This is a genomic window from Streptomyces sp. NPDC050147 (genome assembly GCF_040660195.1).
Classification (GTDB): domain Bacteria; phylum Actinomycetota; class Actinomycetes; order Streptomycetales; family Streptomycetaceae; genus Streptomyces.
The window spans coordinates 63677-87303 of sequence record NZ_JBFALJ010000023.1 but is presented as its reverse complement, the minus strand read 5'-3'; the positions used below and the strand labels follow the sequence as shown (position 1 = coordinate 87303).

Annotated in this window: 23 protein-coding genes and 1 pseudogene; 11 read left to right on the top strand and 13 right to left on the bottom strand. The window is 69.9% G+C overall.

The window, feature by feature from the left end; genetic code table 11:
• Nucleotides 1-90: 90 nt before the first annotated feature.
• Both AB0I94_RS30130 and AB0I94_RS30125 read right to left on the bottom strand, forming a co-directional pair.
• The gene (locus AB0I94_RS30130) at nt 91-771 is read right to left on the bottom strand and encodes a response regulator transcription factor (protein WP_018527980.1); all 681 of its coding nucleotides are present in this window, start codon (nt 769-771) and stop codon (nt 91-93) included.
• The gene (locus AB0I94_RS30125; RefSeq protein ID WP_363312848.1) at nt 768-2027 is read right to left on the bottom strand and encodes an ATP-binding protein; all 1260 of its coding nucleotides are present in this window, start codon (nt 2025-2027) and stop codon (nt 768-770) included. Before AB0I94_RS30125 ends, AB0I94_RS30130 begins: the two co-directional genes overlap by 4 nt.
• A gap of 282 nt (nt 2028-2309) precedes the next feature.
• Between AB0I94_RS30125 and phoU the strand changes: the two genes are divergently transcribed.
• On the top strand, nt 2310-2990 hold the full coding sequence (gene phoU, locus AB0I94_RS30120) for a phosphate signaling complex protein PhoU (RefSeq protein ID WP_363312847.1): 681 nt from the start codon (nt 2310-2312) through the stop codon (nt 2988-2990).
• A 91-nt stretch (nt 2991-3081) separates the two neighbouring features.
• On the opposite strand, the gene AB0I94_RS30115 is transcribed toward phoU, so the two are convergent.
• The gene (locus tag AB0I94_RS30115) at nt 3082-3240 is read right to left on the bottom strand and encodes a hypothetical protein (RefSeq protein ID WP_363312846.1); all 159 of its coding nucleotides are present in this window, start codon (nt 3238-3240) and stop codon (nt 3082-3084) included.
• Between the two features lie 248 nt (nt 3241-3488).
• Between AB0I94_RS30115 and AB0I94_RS30110 the strand changes: the two genes are divergently transcribed.
• A complete protein-coding gene (locus tag AB0I94_RS30110; protein WP_363312845.1) occupies nt 3489-5480 on the top strand; it encodes an Ig-like domain repeat protein in 1992 nt (663 codons plus the stop codon).
• Here AB0I94_RS30110 and AB0I94_RS30105 read toward each other — a convergent pair.
• The gene (locus tag AB0I94_RS30105) at nt 5470-6753 is read right to left on the bottom strand and encodes an MFS transporter (protein ID WP_363312844.1); all 1284 of its coding nucleotides are present in this window, start codon (nt 6751-6753) and stop codon (nt 5470-5472) included. The two genes, AB0I94_RS30110 and AB0I94_RS30105, sit on opposite strands and share 11 nt — an antisense overlap.
• Before the next feature lie 206 nt (nt 6754-6959).
• Between AB0I94_RS30105 and AB0I94_RS30100 the strand changes: the two genes are divergently transcribed.
• Entirely contained in the window at nt 6960-7721 is a 762-nt protein-coding gene (locus AB0I94_RS30100; RefSeq protein WP_363312843.1) for a phosphoglyceromutase, read from the top strand.
• Between the two features lie 88 nt (nt 7722-7809).
• On the opposite strand, the gene AB0I94_RS30095 is transcribed toward AB0I94_RS30100, so the two are convergent.
• From AB0I94_RS30095 to mshA, 4 genes are all read right to left on the bottom strand, one after another.
• Entirely contained in the window at nt 7810-8598 is a 789-nt protein-coding gene (locus tag AB0I94_RS30095; protein ID WP_363312842.1) for a spermidine synthase, read from the bottom strand.
• Nucleotides 8599-8728: 130 nt separating this feature from the next.
• A complete protein-coding gene (locus AB0I94_RS30090) occupies nt 8729-8944 on the bottom strand; it encodes a hypothetical protein (RefSeq protein ID WP_363312841.1) in 216 nt (71 codons plus the stop codon).
• 157 nt (nt 8945-9101) lie between these two features.
• Nucleotides 9102-9605: a YbjN domain-containing protein gene (locus AB0I94_RS30085; RefSeq protein ID WP_363312840.1), complete on the bottom strand. Its 504-nt coding sequence runs from the start codon at nt 9603-9605 to the stop codon at nt 9102-9104.
• A complete protein-coding gene (mshA, locus tag AB0I94_RS30080; RefSeq protein ID WP_363312839.1) occupies nt 9598-10944 on the bottom strand; it encodes a D-inositol-3-phosphate glycosyltransferase in 1347 nt (448 codons plus the stop codon). Before mshA ends, AB0I94_RS30085 begins: the two co-directional genes overlap by 8 nt.
• 208 nt (nt 10945-11152) lie before the next feature.
• Here mshA and AB0I94_RS30075 point away from each other — a divergent pair, with 208 nt between their 5' ends.
• The 3 genes from AB0I94_RS30075 to AB0I94_RS30065 all read left to right on the top strand — a co-directional run bounded on the left by AB0I94_RS30075 (nt 11153) and on the right by AB0I94_RS30065 (nt 14859).
• Complete coding sequence (locus tag AB0I94_RS30075) at nt 11153-11950, top strand: class I SAM-dependent methyltransferase (RefSeq protein WP_363312838.1); 798 nt, start codon at nt 11153-11155, stop codon at nt 11948-11950.
• 230 nt (nt 11951-12180) lie between these two features.
• Nucleotides 12181-13230 carry an NlpC/P60 family protein gene (locus AB0I94_RS30070; protein ID WP_363312837.1) on the top strand — a complete coding sequence of 350 codons (1050 nt, stop codon included), beginning with the start codon at nt 12181-12183 and terminating at the stop codon, nt 13228-13230.
• A gap of 288 nt (nt 13231-13518) precedes the next feature.
• Nucleotides 13519-14859, top strand: a complete 1341-nt coding sequence (locus tag AB0I94_RS30065) for a SpoIIE family protein phosphatase (protein WP_363312836.1) — start codon at nt 13519-13521, stop codon at nt 14857-14859.
• Between the two features lie 65 nt (nt 14860-14924).
• Here the strand turns inward: AB0I94_RS30065 and AB0I94_RS30060 are convergent, their stop codons facing one another.
• The 3 genes from AB0I94_RS30060 to AB0I94_RS30050 all read right to left on the bottom strand — a co-directional run bounded on the left by AB0I94_RS30060 (nt 14925) and on the right by AB0I94_RS30050 (nt 16498).
• Nucleotides 14925-15260 (bottom strand): DUF2516 family protein, encoded by a 336-nt coding sequence (locus AB0I94_RS30060; protein WP_363312923.1) that lies wholly within the window; start codon nt 15258-15260, stop codon nt 14925-14927.
• Nucleotides 15261-15385: 125 nt separating this feature from the next.
• A complete protein-coding gene (locus AB0I94_RS30055; protein ID WP_363312835.1) occupies nt 15386-15988 on the bottom strand; it encodes a hypothetical protein in 603 nt (200 codons plus the stop codon).
• Nucleotides 15989-16039: 51 nt separating this feature from the next.
• A complete protein-coding gene (locus tag AB0I94_RS30050; protein ID WP_363312834.1) occupies nt 16040-16498 on the bottom strand; it encodes a helix-turn-helix transcriptional regulator in 459 nt (152 codons plus the stop codon).
• Between the two features lie 261 nt (nt 16499-16759).
• Here AB0I94_RS30050 and AB0I94_RS30045 point away from each other — a divergent pair, with 261 nt between their 5' ends.
• The 4 genes from AB0I94_RS30045 to AB0I94_RS30030 are packed head-to-tail and all read left to right on the top strand — an operon-like array spanning nt 16760 to nt 21535.
• The gene (locus tag AB0I94_RS30045; RefSeq protein ID WP_363312833.1) at nt 16760-17542 is read left to right on the top strand and encodes a TnsA-like heteromeric transposase endonuclease subunit; all 783 of its coding nucleotides are present in this window, start codon (nt 16760-16762) and stop codon (nt 17540-17542) included.
• The gene (locus tag AB0I94_RS30040) at nt 17508-19592 is read left to right on the top strand and encodes a transposase (protein WP_363312832.1); all 2085 of its coding nucleotides are present in this window, start codon (nt 17508-17510) and stop codon (nt 19590-19592) included. The genes AB0I94_RS30045 and AB0I94_RS30040 overlap by 35 nt, the downstream gene beginning before the upstream one ends.
• Entirely contained in the window at nt 19583-20638 is a 1056-nt protein-coding gene (locus AB0I94_RS30035; protein ID WP_363312831.1) for an ATP-binding protein, read from the top strand. The genes AB0I94_RS30040 and AB0I94_RS30035 overlap by 10 nt, the downstream gene beginning before the upstream one ends.
• A 3-nt stretch (nt 20639-20641) precedes the next feature.
• Nucleotides 20642-21535, top strand: coding sequence for a hypothetical protein (locus tag AB0I94_RS30030; RefSeq protein ID WP_363312830.1), 894 nt, complete (start codon nt 20642-20644; stop codon nt 21533-21535).
• Here AB0I94_RS30030 and AB0I94_RS30025 read toward each other — a convergent pair.
• Nucleotides 21522-21638 (bottom strand): annotated as a pseudogene (locus tag AB0I94_RS30025) (VOC family protein); the annotation flags it as partial. The gene AB0I94_RS30030 and the pseudogene AB0I94_RS30025 sit on opposite strands and share 14 nt — an antisense overlap.
• Nucleotides 21639-21654: 16 nt before the next feature.
• Nucleotides 21655-22254, bottom strand: a complete 600-nt coding sequence (locus AB0I94_RS30020) for a helix-turn-helix domain-containing protein (protein WP_363312829.1) — start codon at nt 22252-22254, stop codon at nt 21655-21657.
• Nucleotides 22255-22315: 61 nt separating this feature from the next.
• On the opposite strand from AB0I94_RS30020, the gene AB0I94_RS30015 reads away from it, so the two are divergent.
• The gene (locus AB0I94_RS30015; RefSeq protein WP_363312828.1) at nt 22316-23146 is read left to right on the top strand and encodes a class I SAM-dependent methyltransferase; all 831 of its coding nucleotides are present in this window, start codon (nt 22316-22318) and stop codon (nt 23144-23146) included.
• Nucleotides 23147-23627 lie beyond the last annotated feature (481 nt).

Here is a 23627-nt window from a genome sequence, read left to right as displayed (position 1 = left end):
CGGCGTACGCACGAAAGGGCGGGAACCCGGTGCCGGGTTCCCGCCCTTTCGTGTGCCCGCTAAAAGCTCAGGCGGCTACTGAGGGGCCCTCTACGGCTCGAACTTGTAGCCGAGACCCCGCACCGTCACCAGGTAGCGCGGGGCTCCCGGGTCCGGTTCGATCTTGGCGCGCAGGCGCTTGACGTGGACGTCGAGGGTCTTGGTGTCCCCCACGTAGTCCGCGCCCCAGACGCGGTCGATGAGCTGCATGCGGGTCAGGACGCGGCCCGCGTTGCGCAGGAGCATCTCCAGGAGGTCGAACTCCTTGAGGGGCAGGTCGACCTTGGAGCCGGAGACCGTGACGACGTGACGGTCCACGTCCATGCGGACCGGGCCCGCCTCCAGGGCCTGCGGGGCGACCTCCTCGGGCTCGCCGCGGCGGCGCAGGACCGCGCGGATGCGGGCCACGAGTTCGCGGGACGAGAAGGGCTTCGTGACGTAGTCGTCGGCTCCTATTTCGAGGCCGACCACCTTGTCGATCTCGCTGTCCTTGGCGGTGACCATGATCACCGGGACGTTCGAACGGCCCCGCAGCTGACGGCAGACCTCCGTGCCGGGCAGGCCCGGCAGCATCAGGTCGAGCAGGACGAGGTCGGCGCCGTTGCGCTCGAACTCGTCGAGACCGTCCGGGCCGGTCGCCGCGATGGCGACCTCGAAGCCCTCTTTGCGGAGCATGTAGGACAGGGCGTCGCTGAAGGATTCCTCGTCCTCGACGACGAGCACTCGGGTCACGGAAGGACCTCCGGGGCAGGAATGGGTTCGTACGCAGTGGTCTCGTCGGGCCGTGCGGTGCCGGCTTCGCTGCCGTCTCCGCCGTGACCGGTTCCGCGGTCGCGGTTCGCGGCTGCTTCGGGCAGCCGCAGGGTGAAGGTGGAGCCCTGTCCCTCGGAGCTCCACACGGTGACCTCCCCGCCGTGCGAGGCGGCCACGTGTTTGACGATGGCGAGGCCGAGGCCCGTGCCGCCGGTGGCCCGGGAGCGGGCCGGGTCCACGCGGTAGAAGCGCTCGAAGATGCGCTCCTTGTCCTTGTCGGTGATGCCGATCCCCTGGTCTGTGACGGCCACCTCGATCAGATCGCCGCCGGGCGCGGTGACCCGGCGTGCGGCGATGCCCACCCGGGTGCGGGCGGGCGAGTAGTTCACGGCGTTCTCGACGAGGTTGCCGAGCGCCGCGGCGAGCTGCCCGCGGTTGCCCCATATCTGCAGGTCGGCGGTGCCGCCGGCGGCCATGGTGATCTGCTTGTGGGACGCCTGGTGACGGCTGCGGTCGATCGCCTCCGCCACCAGTTCGTCGACACGGACGGGTTCGGCGTCCTCCAGTGGGTCGTCGTTCTGGACCCGGGAGAGGTCGATGAGTTCCTGGACGAGGTTGGTCAGGCGGGTCGCCTCGATCTGCATGCGGCCCGCGAAACGCTCGACCGCCTCGGGCTCGTCGGAGGCGTCCATGACAGCTTCCGAGAGCAGGGAGAGCGCTCCTACGGGGGTCTTCAGCTCATGGCTCACGTTGGCGACGAAGTCGCGTCGTACGGCCTCGATGCGGCGGGCCTCCGTGAGGTCCTCCACAAGGAGCAGGACCAGGCGCGAGCCGAGGGGGGCCACGCGTGCGGAGACGGCGAGGGCCTCGCCACGGCCGGTGCCGCGACGTGGCAGGTCCAGCTCGACCTGGCGTATCTCGCCGTCGCGGCGGGTGTCGCGGGCCATCTGGAGCATGGGCTCGACGGCGAGTTTGCCGCCGCGGACCAGGCCGAGTGCGTACGCGGCCGAGCTGGCCTTCACCACGCTGTCCGCCTCGTCGAGGACGACGGCGGACGAGCGGAGCACGGAGAGCACCGTGTCCACGCCCGGTGGCAGTACGGGGTCGGTGTGCAGGGAGGTCCGGGTGGGGCGTTTCAGGTCGCGCTCGCTCCAGCGGAACGCCAGCATGGCGATGACGCCGGTGCACACCCCGGCGATCGCTGCCGCTGCGGCGACCGCCGCGTTCACGTCCATGCCCCCAGGTTATGCGCCGGATGAGTACCTGCCCCAGCCATCCGGGGGCCCGCTCGAACACTCGTCGCCCAGAGTTCACCGAGGAGACGGGGTTGGTTCACTTCGGCTGAACGGGTTACGCCAGGCCGTACGAGCACGGCTCCCGGCGGGGCGTTCCGCGTCGCCCACAGTTCACCTCGGTGACAGGGTCGGTTCATTCGGGGTGCCGGAAACGGACGCGTCGGAGCGGCACCGTGGGAGCGTGGGGGTCACCCCCCGGACGTACTAGAGAGGGACATCCACATGCGGGACGCGTACCACGAGGAACTTGACTCGATCGGCGAAGGCCTGGTCGAGATGGCCCGCCTTGTCGGCTCCGCGATCGGGCGCGCCACCACGGCCATGCTCGACGCCGATCTGAAGATGGCCGAGAGCGTGATCGCCGCCGACCAGAAGGTGGACGATCTGCAGCACGAGCTGGAGGCGCGCGCGATAGCCCTCCTCGCACGGCAGCAGCCGGTCGCCACCGACCTGCGCATCGTCGTGACCTCGCTGCGGATGAGCGCCGACCTGGAGCGCTCGGGCGACCTCGCCCAGCATGTCGGGAAGCTGACTCGCCTGCGCTTCCCCGCGTCGGCCGTTCCGCACGATCTGCACGCGACGATCCTGGAGATGGGGCAGCTTGCACAGCGCCTCATGGCCAAGGCGGCCGAGGTCATCATCACGAAGGACGTCGACCTGGCGCTCCAGTTGGAGCAGGACGACGACGAGATGGACCTGCTGCACCGCACGCTGTTCCAGCACCTGATGGACGACCGCTGGAAGCACGGCATCGAGACGGCCGTGGACGTGACGCTGCTCGGCCGCTACTACGAGCGTTTCGCCGATCACGCGGTCTCGGTGGCGAAGAGGGTCGTCTACCTGGTCACCGGTGAGCACGCGGACGAGATGCAGCAGACGGGGACGCCCGTGGAAGGGGCCTGAGGCCGTTCTCGTACGCAAGGGTGTGCCCCGCACGGTCAGTTCGTGCGGGGCACAGCCGTGTCCGGGGAGCCGCGCCCGGGGCCGTTCAGGGTCAGCCGCAGCAGCCGCCGCACTGGCACGGTCCGCCCGACTGACAGCCGCAGCCGCAGCCCGAGCCGCAGCCGCAGGAGCCAAGGAGCACGAGCTCGGGCAGGCCGGGCGTCTTCGCCGACTGCTCGGGGGCGGTTTCGGTCATGGGGGACTCGGCCATGGGTCTCCTCCTCTGTGGCGTACTGCCTGATGCCCATTCCATTCCCAGAGGGAGGGGCGCAGCAACGGCGCACATGCGCGCGCCGAGGCCCCGCCGCGCGGGACGCCGACGGACACGCCACCCCCCAACTCACTGCCGAAACTCCCTCCGCAACCTTCACGGAGATGCCTTACTGTGAGGTCGCTGTAACGGGGGATCAAGGCCCAGGCGTCTGACCTGGGTTCTTCTTATGTGGGGGGTCACATACCGTGCGTACGCGCACCATCTCGACCGCGACAGCGCTCGCGGTCCTCTTCAGCTCCGCGGCTCTCGTCGCGGTCACATCGGCCCCGGCCGCGGCGGACTCGGCGAAGCTCCTGGACGTGAAGTCGGCGGGTGACGTGCTCGTGGACGGCGAGCACCAGCGCGTCTACGTCTCCGACCCGCGGGGCGGCAAGATCGTCGTCACGGACTACTCGGGCGCCGTCAAGGCCACCCTGGACGGGCTGCCGGACGTCGAGGGCCTCGCGCTCTCGCCCGACTCCGGCCAGGTGTACGCGGCTGTGGCGGGGCTCAACCGCATCGTCTCCGTGGAGACGTCCTCGTACACGCAGAGCGCGAGTTACGCCCTCGACGGCGCCGAGAAGCCGCGCACGCTCGCCCTGGCGAGCGGCAAGCTGTGGTTCGGCTACGGCCCGGACGCCGGGGGCGGCATCGGCTCGCTCGACCTTTCCGGCGCCGAACCCGTCGTCGCGCTCGGCCAGGACGGCGACGCGAGCTTCTACGCGGCGCCCGAGCTCGGCTCCGACCCGGATTCCGGCATCCTCGTCGCCGGTGAGAAGGCGACCAGCAGCGATGCCCTGACGGTGTACGACGTGTCGGGTCCGAAGCCGGAGCTGAGGGTCTCCAAGTCCGTGGAGGGCGGCTTCTTCGACGACATCGCGGTCTCGCCCGACGGAACGCAGATCGTCACGGCCAGCGGCGCCCCGTACTACCACCCGGTGTACTCCACCAAGGACCTCTCCCCTGTGGGCCGTTACGACTCCGGGGACTACGGCGCCGCCGTGGACATCGCCCCTGACGGCACCGTGGCGGCGGGCACCTCCTCCTGGTACGCGCCGGACGTGCACATCTACCAGCAGGGCAAGTGGTCCAAGGTGCGGGAGTACGACTTCCCGAACACCGGCAACAGCAGTGGCGCCGACACCCTCGCCGAGGGCGGCCTGGCCTGGGCGCCGGACGGCAGCAGGCTGTTCGCGGTCTCCGAGAACAGCGAGGGCGTCTTCTCGCTGCGGGTCCTGAGCGAGCCCGGCAAGTCCCTGCCGAAGCTCACGGTCACGGCCCCCGCGAAGGCCCCGCGCGCCAAGTCCCTCACTGTCACCGGCAAGCTCACCGACACGTCGGCGCCGCTGCCCGCCGGGGCCGAACTGACCGTCACGCGCACGGACGTCGAGTCCCCCGACGGCAAGAAGCTGCCCGCGGTGAAGACCAAGGCGGACGGCTCCTTCTCGCTCGCCGACACCCCGCCGGCCGGCGGCAAGGTGAAGTACAGCGTCGCGTACGCGGGTGACGCCACGCACGCGGCGGCCTCCGGGTCGGACACGGTCGACGTCGCGCGGTCCACGCCCAAGGTGACCGTGAACAAGAACGGAAACGTCTACTCCTACGGCGCCGACGTCTCCTTCACCGCGCACCTCGGCACCACGTACAAGAACCGCACCGTCGAGATCTGGGCCAACCCCTACGGCTCCGACAAGCCCAACAAGCTGATCAAGAAGGGCGTCGTGAACTCCCGCGGCGACCTGTCGGCCACCGTCGACATGAAGCGCGACACGGACGTCACGGCCGTCTTCGCGGGCGACGCGCGATACGCACCCAAGAAGGCCACGTCCACGGCGTACGCCAAGGTGAAGGTCTCCACCTCCGTCTCCAAGCACTACAAGACGGGCACGATCGGCTCCACGAAGTACCACTACTTCCACAAGAACACCGACCCGGTCCTCACCACGTCGATGACGTACTACAAGGGCCGCAAGCACCGCTTCCAGCTGGAGGTGCGCGTGGACGGCAAGTGGCGTTCGGCGGGCGCTTCCGAGTACTTCGCGCTCGGCACCGACGGCACGTCCGCCGTACGCCTGGACGCTCCCGGCGAGTCGGGGATCCGGGCCCGGATGCGCGCCTCTTACATCAACGGGTCGTCGGGCGACAACGTGAACTCGACGACGCACGGGTCCTGGAAGTACCTCAACTTCACCCGGTGACGCCAGGGACGCGGTCGGCGACCGCGTCGGGCGCGGGGACGGTGGGCGCGGGTGCCACGCCCGCCGTCTCCTCCTCGGGGAGCCCCCGCATCAGCGACCAGTAGCCGACGGCGGCGACCGTCCCGATGACCGCGCAGGTGCCCCAGAGCCACGGGGCCCCGAAGCGGTCGATGACGAAGCCGGACATCAGCGGGGCCACGAGCGAGGCGACGGCCCACGACAGGATGTACATGCCCTGGTAGCGGCCCCTGCCCTGGGTCGGTGAGAGGCGCACGACGAGGCCGGTCTGGGTGGGGGCGTTGATGATCTCGGCGACGGTCCACACGCACACGGTCAGGGCGAAGACGCCGATGGACCCGGCGAAGGCGGTGAGCCCGAAGCCGTAGCCGGCGAGCAGCGCGGAGATGATCAGCAGCCGCTGTGGGTCGCGGTGTTCGATGAACCGGGTGACGGGGATCTGGAGTGCCACGATCAGGACGCCGTTGACGGCGATGGCGATGCCGTAGTCGGCGGGCGTGAACCCGGCCTCGCCCATGGCGACGGGCAGTCCCACGGCGCCCTGCTGGAAGATCAGGGCGATGAGGAAGGAGAGCCCCACGACGCCCATGAAGCGCCCGTCGCGCAGCACGGTCCCGAGGCCTACGTCCGGTTCCGACGCCTTCTCCAGGGCGGTGCGCACGGGCCGCGACTCCGGGAGTTTCACGAAGACGACGACGGCGCAGACCATGGTCATCACGGCTTCGATGAGGAACCCGGCGAGGTAGCTGAACTCGGCGATGAATCCGGCGCCGGCGGACGAGATCGCGAACCCGAGGTTGATGGCCCAGTAGTTGAGCGAGAAGGCCCGCACCCGGTCCTCGGGGCGGATGATGTCGGCCATCATCGCCTGGACGGCCGGCCGCGAGGCGTTGCTCGCCATGCCGACGAGGAAGGCGACGGCCGCGATGGCCAGGGGGTCCTTCATGAAGCCGAGGAGGGCGACGGACAGGGCGGTGGAGACTTGGGCGATGAGGAGCGTGGGGCGCCGCCCCAACCGGTCGGTCATCACGCCCGCGCCGAGCGAGGAGACGACGCCGCCGAGTCCGTGCAGGGCGGCGACGAGACCGGCGTACGTGGCGGAGTAGCCGCGGTCGAGGGTCAGGTAGAGCGCCATGAAGGTGGCGACGAAGGCGCCGAGGCGGTTGACGAGGGTGCTGGTCCACAGCCACCAGAACTCGCGGGGAAGACCGGAGACGGACTCCTTGGTGGCGCGTCTCAGGGCGGCGAGTGGCATTGGGTCCCCCACAGGATCAGGCAGATGTGTCAGTGCCGCCGTCGGCGCATGTAAGTGTCTCTGGCGACGAGCGAACGTTACGGCTCGTGGGCCGGGAAGAGCCAGTGGATTAGCAGAACCCGTCAACTGGCGCCGCCCCCGGGGCCGACCGTCCGTGGTCCGGGCGGACGCGCGGGGCACCCGGCGGTTCGATTACGCTCAGGGGCATGGCCGACGCACCGTACAAGCTGATCCTCCTCCGCCACGGCGAGAGCGAGTGGAACGCGAAGAACCTGTTCACCGGCTGGGTGGACGTCAATCTCAACGAGAAGGGCGAGAAGGAGGCGGTCCGCGGCGGTGAGCTGCTCAAGGACGCCGGCCTGCTCCCCGATGTGGTCCACACGTCGCTCCAGAAGCGCGCGATCCGCACCGCGCAGCTGGCCCTGGAGTCGGCCGACCGCCACTGGATCCCCGTGCACCGCTCGTGGCGCCTGAACGAGCGTCACTACGGCGCGCTCCAGGGCAAGGACAAGGCGCAGACGCTCGCCGAGTTCGGCGAGGAGCAGTTCATGCTCTGGCGCCGCTCGTACGACACTCCGCCGCCGCCCCTGGACCGCGACGCCGAGTACTCCCAGTTCGAGGACCCGCGCTACGCGACGCTCCCGCCGGAGCTGCGCCCGCAGACGGAGTGCCTCAAGGACGTCGTCGTCCGCATGCTCCCGTACTGGTTCGACGGCATCGTCCCGGACCTCCTGACCGGCCGCACGGTCCTGGTCGCCGCCCACGGCAACTCGCTGCGCGCCCTGGTCAAGCACCTGGACGGCATCTCGGACGAGGACATCGCGGGCCTGAACATCCCGACGGGCATCCCGCTGGCGTACGAACTGGACGCGGACTTCAAGCCGGTGAAGACCGGGGGCACCTACCTCGACCCCGAGGCCGCGAAGGCGGCCATCGAGGCGGTCAAGAATCAGGGCAAGAAGAAGTAAGCACCCACGTGGAAGCCCCCTGCCTGCGGCTTGTCGGCCGGCGGGGGGCTTTTAGCTGGGCGGCCCATCAGTTCAGCCCTCAGGCAGTTCAGCCCTCGCCCCTGCGGGCGACATAGACGGTGTTGGTCGCCGTCCCGCCCTGGAGCGGATTGGCGAAGTCGACCACGTGCGCGGCGGTCTCCGTGAAGACCTCTGCGAGCACCGCGCCGAACTCCTCGTCCGGCGGATCGTTCGACCACAGTGCGAACACTCCGCCGGGGTGAAGCAGTTCGGCCAGAGCGGTCAGGCCCGCCGGGCGGTACAGCGCGGCGTGGCCGGGGTGCAGCACGTGGCGGGGTGAGTGGTCGACGTCCAGCAGGATCGCGTGGAAACGGCGGCCGGGAGTCTCGGGGTCCAGGCCGTGCGGAACCGCTTCGGAGCCGTCGTCCGCCTTCGCCCCGTCCGCAGGCACCGGGCCGCCCGCCGCCGCGCTCCCCGCGGCCATGGCGAAGAAGTCCCCGCGCACCAGCCGGCACCGGGGGTCCGACGCAAGCCCCGCGCCCAGCGGTACGAGCCCGCGCCGGTGCCAGTCGATCACCTCGGCCAGGGCGTCGACGACGATCAGCGAGCGCACCCGTGGATCATCGAGCGCGGTCCTGGCCGTGTACCCGAGACCGAGCCCGCCCACGGCGACATCGAGCGGGCCGTCGGGCAGCTCCGCCAGGCCGAGCCGGGTCAGCTCGACCTCCCCCGCGGTGAAGAGGCTGGACATCAGGTACTCGTCGTCCAGCTTCACCTCGTAGACGTCCTCCCCCGATGCCGGGTCACGCCGGCGCCGCAGGCTGATCTCGCCCATGGGGGTCGTCCGCCAGTCGATCTCTTCGAAACGTGCGCTCATCCGGTGTTCGTCTCCGCGTTCCTGTCGGCAGCCGCGGGCTGGTTGATGTGCGCCGCAGGGAAGCACCGTACTGGCCGGGGCGGGGCTCAATGCGCTGACAGGCTTCAGCGTCCTGGATTTCCGCTGGGCCTCATGGGCTGCCCGAGTCCGTGATTCCCTGAGCGATTTCGCCGACGACGTCCTGGATCCCCTGGCCGAAGGCGGTCGGGGCGATCAGCACGCCGAAGACGAGCACGATGAGCACGGTCAGTTGCTCGTCGTTCCGGCTCCGGGCCTGCGTGCGTCTGCGCAGTCGCAAGACGATGACGACAGCCAGCAGAACCGCCACGTTGATCGATAGAACCACCGGCGAGTCCTCCCGTCAGGCAAGAACAATCCAGTCCTCCTGTGTAGCCCGCACCACGTGGTGCGGTCACACGGTTACCGACGGTTGGCGGCATAGTGCGCATCCGGGGCTGGATCGGCTCGTGCCTGACGGGTATGCCAGGCCCGGAGGCCTCCCGTCAGTCCTGCGGCTTGGTCAGGTGAGTGAACGCGTCCAGGTTCCGCGTGGACTCGCCCCGCGACACCCGCCACGCGTACTCCTTGCGGATCGCCGAGGCGAAGCCCAGCTCCAGGAGCGTGTTGAAGGAGCCGTCGGCGTTCTCCAGGACCGAGCCGAGCAGGCGGTCGAGTTCCTCCGGGGTGACCGCCGAGAGCGGCAGCTTTCCGGTGAGGTAGATGTCGCCGAGGGAGTCGATCGCGTAACTCACGCCGTACAGGCGCAGGTTCCGCTCCAGGAGCCAGCGGTGCACCGCGTCGTGGTTCTCGTCGGGGTGCCGGATCACGAACGCCGTCAGCGTCAACGCGTGCTTGCCGACCCGGAGCGAGAGCGTCGTCGACAGCTTGCGGGTGCCCGGAAGCGTCACGACGAAGGAGCCGCTCTCAGGGCTCTGCCACTCCAGTTCCGCCTCGCCCAGCGTCTGTTCGATGATCTCGATCGCCGCCGCACACGTCTGATCAGCCATGATGCGAGCGTACGCGACCCCTGTGCTCGTACACCGCTGCCGTGTAGACGTCCGCCGTGGCGGACGCGGCCGTGTCCCAGCCGAAGGACTGCGCGTGCCGTGCGGCAGCGTCGCCCATGCGGTCCACGAGGTGTGGGGACTCGGCGAAATCGCGCAGCACGCGCGCGTAGTGGGCCGGTTCGTGGCCGTCGATCAAGAAGCCCGTCTCCCCGTCGCGTACGGCCACCGGCAGACCGCCCACCGACGCGGCGAGCACGGGGGTGCCCGCCGCCTGAGCCTCGATGGCCACCAGGCCGAACGACTCGCTGTACGAGGGCATCACCAGGACCGAGGCCGCCCTGAACCAGTCCGCGAGCTGCTCCTGGCCCACCGGCGGCTGGAAGCGGACCACGTCCGCGATGCCCAGCCTCGCGGCCAGCTTCTGCAGGCCCTCCGGCTTCGCGAGTCCGCTGCCGCTCGGGCCGCCCACCACGGGGACGACGATGTTCGAGCGGAGCTCGGGGCGCTGCTCCAGGAGGACCGCGACCGCGCGGAGCAGGACGTCCGGCGCCTTCAGGGGCTGGATACGGCCCGCGAAGAGCGGGACCAGCGCGTCCTGCGGGAGGCCGAGGCGGTGGCGGGCCGCCGCGCGGCCGTCGGCGGGGCGGAAGCGGTCGAGGTTCACGCCGGGGTGGACGACGGCGACCTTGCCCGCGTGGGCCTCGTAGTGGCGTACGAGTTCGTCGGCCTCTTCCGAGGTGTTGGCGATCAGCCGGTCGGCGGCGCGCACGATCTGTGTCTCGCCGATCACCCGTGCCGCGGGCTCCGGGGTGTCGCCCTCGGCGAGCGCCGCGTTCTTGACCTTCGCCATGGTGTGCATCGCGTGCACCAGCGGCACGCCCCAGCGCTCGGCGGCGAGCCAGCCGACATGGCCGCTGAGCCAGTAGTGGGAGTGCACCAGGTCGTAGTAGTCGGGGCGGTGGCCCGCCCATGCCTGCATCACGCCGTGCGTGAAGGCGCAGAGCTGGGCGGGCAGCTCCTCCTTGGCCAGGCCTTCGTACGGCCCCGCGTCCACATGGCGCACGAGGACGCCCGGCGCGAGTTCGACGGCCGGCGGCAGTGCGCCCGTGGTCGAGCGTGTGAAGATCTCGACCTCGATGTTGATGGCCGCCAGGCGTTTGGCCAGCTCCACGATGTAGACGTTCATGCCGCCCGCGTCGCCCGTGCCGGGCTGGTGCAGCGGTGACGTGTGCACGCTGAGCATGGCCACCCGGCGGGGGCGCCGGTGGGCGCCGGGGAGCCGGAGCCTGCCCGGCGCTGCCGGCGAGCGACGGCCGAGCCTGGTCACGTACTGGCTCACGTGGCGGTCCTCCTTGTGCGCGCGCGGGCATGTCTCAAGGGAGGGCGTGCACGGTCCTCCGCAGGGAGAACATCGGAAGGGCCGACTCCATTTCCTCTTTGCCAAATGATTACCGGACAGGGCTCAACCTCTTGCCGCCCACGGCTCGGCCCATGCCCTCGCGGCGCTCGGCCAGTACCCCCGGCACCAGGGCGCATACCCTTTCCTCATGGCCTCCCGCACCCCTTCCCGCCCCGTGGGAACGGTGACGCGCGGGACGACCAACCCCAACCGCCTGCGCCGCATGGACCGCTGGATCGCCGCCACGCACGGCGCCGCGCTGCGGCGCGCGGCCGACCCCGTCGCGGTCGACCTCGGCTACGGGGCCGCACCCTGGACGGCCGTGGAGCTGCTGGTCCGGCTCAGGACCGCCGCCCCGCACGCGCGCGTGGTCGGCGTCGAGATCGATCCGGCCCGGGTCGCGGCCGCGAAGCCGTACGAGCGGGAAGGGCTCTCCTTCCGGCACGGCGGCTTCGAGGTCCCGCTGCCGGGCAGGCCCGCACTGATCCGGGCCGCGAACGTGCTCCGGCAGTACGACGAGGAGCAGGTCGCCGCCGTGTGGGAACGGCTGTGCGGGCGCCTCGCACCTGGCGGACTGCTCGTCGAGGGGACGTGCGACGAGATCGGGCGGCGGCACGTCTGGGTCGCGCTCGGGCCCGAGGGGCCGCGCACGGTCACCTTCGCGACCCGCCTCGGATCGCTCGACCGGCCGTCCGATCTCGCCGAGCGCCTGCCCAAGGCGCTGATCCACCGGAACGTGCCGGGCGAACCGGTGCACGCGTTCCTGCGCGACTTCGACCGCGCCTGGGCCGCAGCCGCGCCCTACGCCTCCTACGGCGCCCGGCAGCGGTGGATCAGGACGGCGCGGGCCTTGGCCGCGGACTGGCCGGTGGCGGACCGCCCCGCGCGGTGGCGGCAGGGCGAAGTGACGGTGCGGTGGGAAGCGTTGGCGCCGCGTCAGGGATGAACGCGCGGGGTGCCTCCGGGTGAATTCGCGAGGCGGCGGCGGGTGAACTCCGCGTGCGGCGCGCCGCGGAGGGAACGATCTACGAGTGCCGTTCGTCACATGAGGCGGGTAGGGATCGGAGTTGCCGCTGTGCTCTGTCGTATTGCGCGTCGACATGGCACCATCCCCGGGGCACCCATAAGTTACTGACGGTAAATCAGCTCTGGATATCGGCTCTGGGGGAGGCGGACGTGACCGGCAAGCGGAGTTCGACTGTGGCTGGCCTGGCGCTGATCTGCGCGGCGGTAGTGCTGAGCGCCCCGGGCGCGGCCTACGCGAGTCCGGCGAAGCCAACGCCTGGCAGTACGAAGTCCCTTGAGGACCTGCGCAAGGAGATCGAGAAGCTCTATCACGACGCGGGCGTAGCCACGGACGCCTACAACGCGGCGGAGGAGAAGAGCGAGAAGCAGTCCAAGCAGATCGTGAAGCTCGCCCGTTCCATCACCAAGGGCGAGCAGAAGCTGGACAAGCTCAAGTCCCGCGCGGCCGCCGCCGCCCGCGCCCAGTACCGCAGCGGCGGGGTCTCCTCCGAGGCCCGGCTGATGCTGAGCGACGACCCCCAGGAGTTCCTGGACGGCGCCGGACGGATGCGGCAGGGCCAGAAGGCCACCAAGGGCATGATGACGGAGATGGAGCGGACGCAGGAAGACCTGCGGATCTACGCCAAGGACGCCACCGCCCAGTGGAAGAAGCTGGAGACCAACCGCAAGGCGAAGGCCGCGTCGAAGAAGAAGATCAAGAAGAAGATCGCGGCCGCCGAGGAGATGGAGTCCAAGCTCGAGAAGAAGGAGCTCGAACGGCTCAAGAAGCTCGAGGAAGAGGCCCAGCTCAAGAAGCAGTCGGCGTGGGTGAGTTCGGGTGTCCTCGACGACATCAAGGGCAAGGCGACCGGTCCGGGCAAGAAGGCCGTCGAGTTCGCCACCGCGCAGATCGGCAAGCCCTACGTCTGGGGCGCGGAGGGCCCGTCCTCGTACGACTGCTCGGGGCTCACCTCCAAGGCCTGGGCTGCCGCCGGCAAGGGAATCCCGCGTACGTCACAGGAGCAGTGGAAGCAGCTGCCGCACATCGACGTCAAGAACATGCACCCGGGTGACCTGATCATTTACCACGCGGACGCCAGCCACGTCGGGATGTACGTGGGTGACGGAGCGATCGTGCACGCGCCGCGGCCCGGCCGCGATGTCACCGTCGCGGGCGCGGGTTCGATGAAGATCCTCGGGGTCGTGCGGCCCGACAAGTAGGAATCGGCCCGACAAGCAGGCATCCGGAGTCCTCCCGGCGGCCGCCCTGTGTGCCACGTCATGTGACCCACCGCACCCCTGACCCGTCTCTCAACCTTCCGGGCGTGATGTTCGTCATCCCTGTCGGGGGCCGTCGTGCCCAATTGCGGCCCCTGATGCGGCATATGACGGTGGCTGTTTGCCTCGCGCCATTCCAATCGAGGCTCGGCTAACGCTATGGTCCCCGTCGGTGGAGCGTTCGACCGTCGATCCACCATGCCCTCGGGGGGAGGGAAGGAAACCGAAGCCATGCCCGTACCCATACCGCGGCAGAGAGCGATCCCGGCCGCGGAAGGCGGTCAGGCTCCCGCTCTGCCGACGCCGACGTCCGCACCCGTGCGGGCGCCCGAAACCGAATCCGCCCCCGTGGGGCATCTGCCGTCGTCCACGGACATGGACCAGCAGGCGAGCGGCCCCGGCCTCAGCCTCCTGGTCATCGAGGACGACCCGGTGGGCTCCCTGAGCGTCCCCCAGATGCTGGACTCCGCGGGCAAGCCCATCAGGGTCCGCACCGCCCGCAACCTCACCGAGGCCGAGCGGCTGCTCACCGACGACGTGCACTGCATCCTGCTCGACCTGGCCCTCCCGGGCCCCGCCACCGGCCCGGAGGAGGAAGAGGACGAGCTCGCCACGCTCAAGCACGTCCTGCGCCTCGCACCCCGGCACGCCGTCCTCGCGCTCACCGCGAGCGGCGACACCGAGGGCGGCGCGGAGGCCGTGCGGGTCGGCGCCCAGGACTATCTCTTCCGTGACGAGCTGGACGGGCGGCTGCTCAGCCGCGCCATCCGGTACGCCGTGGAGCGCAAGCGCGCGGACGCCGCCCAGCGTCAGCTGACGGAGTCACGCCTCCGGGCCCAGGAGAACGCCCGCCTGGAGCGCGGCCTGCTGCCGACGCCGCTCCTGGACGGCTCACCGCTGCGGTTCGCCGCGCGCTACCGTCCGGGGCGTTCGCGGGCGCTGCTCGGCGGCGACTTCTACGACACGGTGCGCACCCCCGACGGCTCCGTGCACGTCATGATCGGCGATGTCTGCGGCCACGGGCCTGACGAGGCGGCGCTCGGTGTCGAGCTGCGCATCGCCTGGCGGACGCTGACCTTCGCGGGTCTGTGCGGCGACGAACTGCTCAGCACGCTGCAGAAGGTCCTGGAGCACGAGCGTGCCGACGAGGAGATCTTCGCGACGCTCTGCACCGTCGACATCGCCCCGGACGGCCGCCGGGCCGGGCTCTGCCTGGCGGGACACCCGTCACCGCTGATCGCCCGCGACGGCCACCTCGCCGAACTGCTGCCGTACGACACCAACGGCCCGGCGCTCGGGCTCCTGCCGAACGCCCGCTGGCCGCGCCGCCAGGTGGAGCTCGGCGGCAAGTGGAGCCTGATGCTCTACACGGACGGCCTGATAGAGGGGCGCATCGGCCAGGGCAATCAGCGTCTGGGCCAGGACGGCATGGTGGAGATGCTCCGCCGCCAGCTCGCGGCGGGCCTGCGCGGCGACGAGCTCCTGGAGGCCGCGGTGAACGAGGTGCGCGAGCTCAACGGCGGGGAGCTCACCGACGACGTGGCGGTGCTGCTGCTCGACCGGGACCGCTAGCGGAGGGGCGTGGTGGCGCGGGCGCGGGTGGACGCGGGCGGCGGTGGCGTGTCAGCGCCTGAGGGTTACCGGCCGCCGTTGTACGGCCCGTACGGACCGTCGCTGCTGGAGCCGCGGCGTCCGCCGCCGCCCCCGCCGGTGATCTGCCGCAGCGCGGGGCGCACGTCGACCATGTAGACGATGGTCGCGATGAGCCCGATGATCGGCAGGAACGACAGGATGTTGAAGATCAGATTCACGATGAAGGCGAGCCCGAGGATGATCAGCCAGAACGGCTTGGTCTTCTTGTCCGCCGCACGATAGGCGTCCTCGCGCCGGACGGCCGCGTCGACGAGCGCGAAGCCGCTGAAGACGATCAACGCCAACGACAGCAGCCACATGAAGTTCGCGAACCCCTGCATCAGCACAACGTCCACCACCAGTCTCGGCTCTTGAGTACGCGGACACCGTACCCGCTACCCGGAGAACGGGCCGGGCACTTCCAGAGTGCCCGGCCCCTCAACACGACAACTGCCGTACCGCGCGCCTACTTCGCGGGCGGCGTGGTCTTCTTCGCCGCGGGCTTGCGGGCGGTCGGCGCCTTCCTGGCGGCGGGCGTCTTCGGCGGAGCCGCGGCGGCACTCGCCTCGGTGGAGCCCGACGTCCCCGACTGGGCGGCGCCCGACTTCTCCTCGGCGTCCGGGTCGACGGCAACGGCCAGCTCGTTGATCTCCTCGGCAGCCTCGCCGCGCCAGGTCCGCACGGCCTGCTCGCCGTGCTCGGCGACCTCTTCGTACTTCTCGCGCGCCTTCACGGCGTACTCGGCGGCGACACCGACCGAGCTGAGGGCAAAGCCCTGGGCACTCTCGCCCAGCTTCTTCAGGTCGGTGTCGAGCGTGCCGAGCAGCTCGGTGAACCTGGTCTGAAGAGTCTCCTGCGCCTCCTTGGCGCGGGCGACGGCCTTGTCCTGGACGGCCTTGGTGTCGGTGTTGCGCACGGCGTCGATACGGGCCGGCGCCTCGGCGATCAGCTGCTCGATGGCGCCCGGCACCTTCTTCGCCTGCTGGAACGCCAGGTCGGCGGTGCCGACGACGAAGTAGGCGGGGGTGGTGTCGGTGAGGGTGTTGCGCAGGTCGTCCTTGATGGCCATGGCGATGGTCCTCCCGGATTCGCGTCAGCTCGGTCAGCTCGGTCAGCTCGGTCAGCTTGTTGGGTGGTCCTTGGTGCCGGCATCACTGCCGTCGGCCGTGCGGGGGCCGTCAGCGGGGGCGTCCACGTCATCCGCGTCCACGTCTTGCGCGTACTCCGAGACCTCGAAGCCGTTCTCTTTTCTGAACGACTCATAGATCTGCAACAGGACCTGTTTCTGCCGCTCGTTGAGGGAGGGGTCGGCGAGGATGACGGCGCGCGTCTCCAGCTCGTCCCGCTCCTTCTCGTCGAGGATCCCGGCCCGGACATACAGCGTCTCGGCGGAGATCCGCAGCGCCTTGGCCACTTGTTGCAGCACGTCGGCACTGGGCTTGCGCAGGCCGCGCTCGATCTGGCTCAGATACGGATTGGACACCCCGGCGGCGTCGGCGAGCTGCCTGAGCGAGAGCTGCGCGTTGCGCCGCTGCTCGCGCAGATACTCACCGAGATTGCCGACGTTGAGTGATGCCATGCGTCGATACTGCACACCCCTTGCTAACTATTGCAAGCACCTGCTTGCAAAAGTGCGCCACGCCACTTCGGGCGCGACGGGTGGCACCACGGTTGTCCTGTCTCTGCGATGTGTAGGCAGTCCCGCTCTTCTGTAGGCGTGTGCGGCTGTATCCCGGTCATGTGTAGGCAAGTTCTGGAGAGTTCCGGTCATGTGTAGGTACGGCGGTCACGGTGCTTCTACGGTCGAAGCGGCTGGTCGACGTCGTACCGGAGGCCCGGGATGGATGCGGATGAGGTGTCGGCAGAGGACATCGAGCTGGAGTACGTCAGCACGGCCGGGGTCCGCGAACGGGGGCCTTTGAGCCGGTTATGGCCGGTGCGGTTCGAGTCGGTACGGCCCGAGCGCCGGTTCCCGGCTTTCCGAGGCCAGGGCAACTGGTGCGGCTGGTACTGGTCGGCAACCTGCTGCGGGCATGTGGGATATGAGTCGTGGCTGGAGCGCGACCATCTGATGCTGCTCGACTTCGATCCGATGGTGACTGGCATGGCTTCGCAGCCGTTCCGGCTGTCGTGGACCAGCACGGATGGGAAGCGGGTGCGGCATACGCCGGACTTCTTCGTGCGCCGGGCCGACGGCACGGGCCTGGTGATGGACGTGCGTCCGGACGAGCGGATCGAGCCGGATGACGCGGCGAAGTTCGCCGTGACGGCGGCGGCTTGCCGAGCGGTGGGCTGGGACTTCCAACGGGTGGGCACACCGGAGGCAGTGCTGATGGCGAACGTGCGGTGGCTGGGCGGCTACCGGCATCCGCGAGTGCACCGCTCGGAGGTCGCTGCCCGCCTGATGGAGGTGTTCACCGAGGGTGGCGGGCTTCTGGCCGGGGCCCTGCGGGCGGGTGATCAGATCGCGGTGCTGCCGGTGCCGTTTCACCTGCTCTGGCATCGGATCCTGGCCGTGGACCTGGAGGCCGATCTGTTATCGGCGGACTCCTGGGTTCGGCCCGGCATGGTGCGGGAAGGGGGCGGGGATGGCGTCGCGTCCTCGGCTGCTGCGGTCGGGTGACCTGGTCCGGTTCGATGGGCGCCTGCACACGGTGGCCGCCCTGGAGGGGACCGCGGTCCGGCTGGTCGACGAGACACAGTCGGCGAGCGTGGTGATGCTGGCCCATCTGCTGTCCTCGGAGGGCTTCGAGGTGGTCACACCGGCCTCGGTGCGGACGGTGGTGCCGGCGGCCGGGGTGCTGGAGGGGCTTCCCGCCAAGGCCGTGGAGCGGGCGGAGTGGTGGCAGCGGCACCTGGTGGAGATGCTCACCGGCCGTCCGCTGAATGATCCGCAGGGGCCGGTTCGAACCCAGTACGACCCGGCGGTGAAGTCGCTGCGGCAGCGGGAGTTGGCCAAGGCCGCCGAGCTGGCGGCGGCCGGACACACCACGTCGCTGGCGCTGATCCAGAGGATGCGACGCCGTTTCGAGGACGAGGGGGTGCTGGGCCTGATCGACCCGCGGCTGCGGACCGTCTCGGACGGAACGGGCCGCGCAGACCGGCGGGTGGTCGAAGCCCTGCACAGGGTCGTGGACGAGCAAACGGGCCGGTCCACGGTCTCCGCACAGGTGCTGCGGCGCCGGATGGAACGCGTCCTGGAGGCCGAACACGGGTCCGGAGTGGTCCCGCTGCCGTCGCGCACGGCGTTCTACCGGCTGCTGAAGGGAGTCAGTTCCGGCCGTCACACGCTGGGCTCGGCCCGCACCCGCCGGTCGCTGGCCAAGCAGCCGGACGGCATGTTCGGCCAGCTCACCGCGACCCGGCCGGGCGAGGTGATGGAGATCGACTCGACTCCGCTGGATGTGCTGGTCGTTCACGACGACGGCACGGTGGACACCGTCGAGCTGACCGGCATCGTGGACATCGCGACCCGCACGCTGGCCGCGGCGGTGCTGCGGCCGTCGACGAAGGCGGTGGACGCCGCGCTGCTGCTGGCGCGGGCGATGACGCCGGAGCCGATGCGGCCGGGCTGGGCGGACGCTTTGCGGATGTCCCGTTCGGTGATGCCGCACGCCTCGCTCATGGCGCTGGACGAACGGCTGGCCCAGGCGGCGGCGGTTCCGGTGATCACGCCGGAGACGATCGTCTGCGACCGGGGCAAGGCCTACATCTCCGACACGTTCCGCTCGGCCTGCCAGTCGCTGGGCATCTCCTTCCAGCCCGCCCATCCCGACACCCCGACGGACAAGCCGCACATCGAGACGACGCTGGGCTCGGTGGCCACGATGTTCGTCCAGCACCTGCCCGGCCACAAGGGCCGCAGCACCGAACACCGCGGCACCGATCCGGCCGCGGAGGCCCTCTGGACGATCCACCGGCTCCAGGAGCTGCTGCAGGAGTGGATCGTCCATTGGCAGAACCGGCCGCACGACGGGCTGCGGGACCCGCTGATGCCCGGCAAAGCGCTGACTCCGAGCGAGAAGTACGCCGCGCTGGTCGCGGCGGCCGGGCACGTCCCGGTCGCGCTCAGCCCGGAGGAGTACATCGAGCTGCTGCCCCGCTGCCGACGGAGGATCAACTCCTACGGCATCCGCCTGGCCCACCGCACCTACGACAGCGCGGAGTTGAACCCGTTCCGCCGCCAGCCGTCCGGCGTCGGCCCGGACGGGCGGAGCTGGGAGGTCCACTACGACCCCTACGACATCTCCCGCATCTGGGTACGCAACCACCTCGAAGGCGGCTGGATCACCGCCATCTGGCGGCACCTTCGCACCGCCCCGATGCCGATGGGCGAACTGGCCTGGGACCACGCCCGCCGCATCCTGGCCCAGCGCGGCACCGATCGAGTGACCGAGGACGAGATCGCCCAGGCCGCCGTCGCCCTGCTGGACCGCGCCGCCGACGGCCCGGCGGACAAACCCGCGAAACCGTCCGACGCATCGCGCCGCAGCGGCCGGGACCGCAAGGTCGCCGCCCGGACCCGGGCCACCGCCGAACCTTCCTGGCCCCGGCCGGACGAGCCGGCCAGCGAGTCAACGGCCGAACCGGTGGAGACGGACGAGGACGAACTCGCCGACGTGATCCCACTGGAGATCTTCGACGCACGCAAGGAGGCCGAACGGTGGTGGTGAACACGCCGGAGCCGGACGGCGAGGAAGTACCCGAGCCCGGCGAGGACCGCACGGACCCGTCCACGCGGCTGGAGGGCTGGCGCCGGTTCGTCGAGGAAGACCCGGCCGCCTTCGACCTGCTGCCCGAGCAGCAGTGGCAGGCCCTGAGCCCGCAGCTGCGGGGCGCCTACGACGAGGCTCGCATCGCCTACCACTCCGAACTCCAGGTCGTGCGCACGTCCGCGGTCAAGGAGATCGCCCACCAGGGACGGCTGCTGACCCTGCTCAACCAGCGCGAGCACGGCGCCCGCCGCGGGATGGTCGTCTCCGGGGAGTGGACCACCGGGAAGACGACCGCGCTCAAGCAGCTCGGCCGCCTGCACGAACTGCGCGTCCGGCAGCGCTATCCGGGGAGCGACCGCATTCCGGTCGTCTACATCACCGCCCCGCCCAAGGGCTCCCCGCGCAAACTCGCCATGGAGTTCGCCCGGTTCCTCGGCCTGCCCGTGATCGGCCCGAGGCACAACACCATCGACGTCACCAGCGCCGTCTGCCAGGTGCTCATCGAGGCACGCACGGACCTGGTCCTGGTCGACGAGATCCACCTGCTCAACCACGCCACCATCGCCGGCGAGGACCTCTCCGATCACCTGAAGTACTTCACCGAGCACTTGCCCGCGACATTCGTCTATGCCGGCATCAACGTCGAACAGTCCGGGCTGTTCACCGGCATCCGCGGCAAGCAACTCGCCGGCCGCTGTGTCCTCATCCGCACCGGCCCCTTTCCCCTCAACTCCGAGTGGCGGTCCCTGATCGCCTCCATGGAGAACACCCTCCGCCTCCACCGGCACGAGCCGAACTCCCTGGTGAAGATGGCGAAACACCTGCACCAGCGGACGGGCGGCATGATCGGAAGCCTCTCCCACCTCATCCGGGCGGCGGCGATCTCCGCAATCCTGGACAGCACCGAGCGCATCACCCGGACCACGGTCAAGAACATTCGCATCGACCACAGCAGTGAATCCTCCGCCCGTGGACGCACCACCTCTCTGCCTCCCACCGGCTGAACCATGACGTTCCGCCCGGCACTCATCCGCCCGCTGCCCATCACGCTGCCGCCGTTCCCCGGCGAGTGCGAATCGTCCTACTGGAACCGGCTGGCCCTGGCGAACCACGTCCCCCTGGCCCGCCTGCGCTCTCCTTCACGCTGGCTGGACTCCCGTCTCACCAGCCTCGACACCCTCTGCGTCCTCAGCGGCCAGTCTCGGAAGACCCTGGCCGAAGCCATCCCCGACCTCCGCACGGACGACGCCTCACCCACGACGGAGACACACGTCCCGGCCCCCGGCCACGTGCTTCGCTGGGCCTGCCGCCGCTGCGTCGTCGCCCGCACCGGTTCGACGCTGCCCGCCCAAGTCTGGGCCTCCATCCACGACGACGTCTGCATCCGCCACAACCTCTGGATCGGCAAGAACGTCCTCGCCCCCGAACAGCAACTTGACCTGTCCCGAACCCCCGACGTCATTCGCGCTCAACGCCACTACTGGCGACTCCGACAGCGATACGACCCGACTCACATCGACGCCTGCTACGTCGCCACCGGCAAGCTCTGGAGCGGTCTGGCCCACCGCCACTACCGGCTCACCCACCGCGCCGAACTCCTCCACGACCTGGTCGTGGTCAAGGCACCCACCGTCGAACCGGACAAAAAGGCCCCATGGCTGGAAGCCGCTGGATACCCCGAACACATCACGCTGATCAGCCTGTTCGCGTCAGATCATTGGCGACGGTCGATCCTCAGTGACGACCTCCTCGTCGTCACCCGGGCCATCACCGAATTCCACCGCCGCTTCCCGCTGCAAGCGCCCCTGCGAGGCACCAGCCGCACATGGCTCAGCACCACCATCGAGGCCACTGCCAGACAGGTCGAGGGCCTCGTGAATCCGGCAATCAGCGCAGGCTGATACAAATGGGATGCCCAACCGGATCGGGGAGGACCCGCGCCTTGTCCCCATGCGGCTGGTGATCCGACTTGCCCGCACCCAGCTCCAGCAGCCGGGCATTCGCGACCTGGGCGCTCAGGTCACGATTGGGGTGGTCGCAAAGCGCCGGCGATTACGGTGGTCACCATCTTGCGGATGGCGGTGGTCTGCGGTGGGGCGCTTGTCCGGTCGGCGAACAGCAGGTGCCCGGCCCCGACGAGGGTGGGGGCGAGTGTGTCGATGTCGGCGTCACCGGCCAGACGCCCCAACTCCCGCTCGGCGGTGAGGTATGCGGCGATCATGGCGGTGCCCTGCATGGCCAGTGGGATGCCAGTCAGACCGGCCTCGCGCAGCCGGGCGCGGAGGCCGTCGCGGAAGGTGATGAGCGCGACGATTGCCACCGTGACCGGCCCGAACAGGCCCTGCAGTGCGTCGGCGAGGTTGTCCACCACGCCCCCGGTGCCGGCGGCCGCGCGCAGAGTCGTGGTTCGGTCCTCGATGCCGCGGACGCGGTCGAGGACCAGTTCCGCCAGGAAAGCGTCGAAGTCGGTGAAGTGCCGGTGCAGCACACCCTTGGCGCAGTTCGCCTCCTCTGTGACCGCCCGGCTGGTCAACGCGTCGGGTCCGTCCCGAAGCAGGACGCGCTCGGCGGCTTCGAACAGCTGGCCGCGCACGTTGTGGATGTGCACCCCTGACGGCATTGTCTTCCTTTCCGCGCCGGCCCGCCTTAACAAGTGGGCGTCCGCCCATTAGTGTGGGCGCATGCCCACTTTATCGCAGGGACAGCCGGACAAGTCCGGACCCGAGCCCCACCGCCACCGGCAGACTGCCGAGTCGTTCGGTGTGGACGCCGAACGCTACGACCGCGCCCGACCGACATATCCCCAGGCCCTGGTAGACAGGATCGTCGCGGCAAGCCCCGGTCGGCACGTCCTCGACGTCGGAGCCGGGACCGGCATCGAGGCCCGGCAATTCCAGGCGGCCGGCTGCACGGTGCTCGGTGTCGAGCCCGACGAGCGGATGGCCTCCTTCGCGCGACGCAGCCGTGTCGAGGTCGAGGTCGCCAGGTTCGAGGACTGGCAGCCGGCCGGGCGGCAGTTCGACGCGGTCATCGCCGGCACCGCCTGGCACTGGGTGGACCCCGTCGCCGGCGCGGCCAAGGCGGCCCAGGTGCTCCGGCCCGGCGGCCGACTCGCCCCCTTCCACCACGTCCCCCAGCTCCCGGCCCAGTTGATCGACGCCCTCGCTGAAACACTCCAACGGGTCGCCCCCGACTCCCCGTTCAACCCCGGCCTGCTGAGAGGATCGGCCGTGGACGCCTACCAGCCACTGTTCACGAGAATCGCCGACGGGATCCGGCAGACGGGCAGCTTCAGCGAGCCGGAACAGTGGCGCTTCGCCTGGGAGCGCACCTACTCCCGAGAGGAGTGGCTCGACCAGCTCCCCACCTTCGGCGGCCTCACCCAACTTCCCGCAGACAAAATGGCGGAGATCCTGGACAGCGCCGGGACTGCGATCGACATGCTCGGCGGCCACGCCACCATGCCCTACACATCCGTCGTGATCACCTCTACCCGCTCCCATACGGCCTGACCGCCGCAAACGTCGGGCGTCGCCGGGCGCGAGCAGACTGGTGAACTCGGCGACGTCCCCAGGGAGGCGGGGAAGAGGACTTGCAAGCGGGGAAGGTTCCCCGACTTCTTGCCGCCGGGCCTCGGCGGGCCCGGCACCTCCGCGCCGACCAGTGGACTTCCGCGATGAGCACCCTAGGAGGCGGCTGCCTACGGTTGAGCGGGACATCGACGGCCAGCCTGTCCCACTCAACCGTAGGCACCGCAGGTCAGAACCTCGCCCTGCCCACAGTTATCTGGGACAGGACAACCACGGTGTGCCACTTGGTGCCATCAACGTCGCCCTTTCCCGCCCGACGAGGGGAACATGCCGAGAATTTGCGCACGCGTGACACCACCAGCGACTAGCCCTTGACCTGCGGCTTTATGGGGCAGTGACGGTCGTTGCCGCCCGCGGCGCCACACCTGACGCCAATAATGCCTCGACGTGACACCATGAGTGT

What these genes read in the sequence shown, in the direction of transcription:
- AB0I94_RS30125 (WP_363312848.1), bottom strand. Translation starts at nt 2,027, where the DNA reads ATGGACGTGAACGCGGCGGTCGCCGCAGCGGCAGCGATCGCCGGGGTG.
- phoU (WP_363312847.1), top strand. Translation starts at nt 2,310, where the DNA reads ATGCGGGACGCGTACCACGAGGAACTTGACTCGATCGGCGAAGGCCTG.
- AB0I94_RS30115 (WP_363312846.1), bottom strand. Translation starts at nt 3,240, where the DNA reads ATGGCCGAGTCCCCCATGACCGAAACCGCCCCCGAGCAGTCGGCGAAG.
- AB0I94_RS30105 (WP_363312844.1), bottom strand. Translation starts at nt 6,753, where the DNA reads ATGCCACTCGCCGCCCTGAGACGCGCCACCAAGGAGTCCGTCTCCGGT.
- AB0I94_RS30100 (WP_363312843.1), top strand. Translation starts at nt 6,960, where the DNA reads ATGGCCGACGCACCGTACAAGCTGATCCTCCTCCGCCACGGCGAGAGC.
- AB0I94_RS30095 (WP_363312842.1), bottom strand. Translation starts at nt 8,598, where the DNA reads ATGAGCGCACGTTTCGAAGAGATCGACTGGCGGACGACCCCCATGGGC.
- AB0I94_RS30085 (WP_363312840.1), bottom strand. Translation starts at nt 9,605, where the DNA reads ATGGCTGATCAGACGTGTGCGGCGGCGATCGAGATCATCGAACAGACG.
- AB0I94_RS30075 (WP_363312838.1), top strand. Translation starts at nt 11,153, where the DNA reads ATGGCCTCCCGCACCCCTTCCCGCCCCGTGGGAACGGTGACGCGCGGG.
- AB0I94_RS30065 (WP_363312836.1), top strand. Translation starts at nt 13,519, where the DNA reads ATGCCCGTACCCATACCGCGGCAGAGAGCGATCCCGGCCGCGGAAGGC.
- AB0I94_RS30060 (WP_363312923.1), bottom strand. Translation starts at nt 15,260, where the DNA reads ATGCAGGGGTTCGCGAACTTCATGTGGCTGCTGTCGTTGGCGTTGATC.
- AB0I94_RS30055 (WP_363312835.1), bottom strand. Translation starts at nt 15,988, where the DNA reads ATGGCCATCAAGGACGACCTGCGCAACACCCTCACCGACACCACCCCC.
- AB0I94_RS30050 (WP_363312834.1), bottom strand. Translation starts at nt 16,498, where the DNA reads ATGGCATCACTCAACGTCGGCAATCTCGGTGAGTATCTGCGCGAGCAG.
- AB0I94_RS30045 (WP_363312833.1), top strand. Translation starts at nt 16,760, where the DNA reads ATGGATGCGGATGAGGTGTCGGCAGAGGACATCGAGCTGGAGTACGTC.
- AB0I94_RS30040 (WP_363312832.1), top strand. Translation starts at nt 17,508, where the DNA reads ATGGCGTCGCGTCCTCGGCTGCTGCGGTCGGGTGACCTGGTCCGGTTC.
- AB0I94_RS30030 (WP_363312830.1), top strand. Translation starts at nt 20,642, where the DNA reads ATGACGTTCCGCCCGGCACTCATCCGCCCGCTGCCCATCACGCTGCCG.
- AB0I94_RS30020 (WP_363312829.1), bottom strand. Translation starts at nt 22,254, where the DNA reads ATGCCGTCAGGGGTGCACATCCACAACGTGCGCGGCCAGCTGTTCGAA.
- AB0I94_RS30015 (WP_363312828.1), top strand. Translation starts at nt 22,316, where the DNA reads ATGCCCACTTTATCGCAGGGACAGCCGGACAAGTCCGGACCCGAGCCC.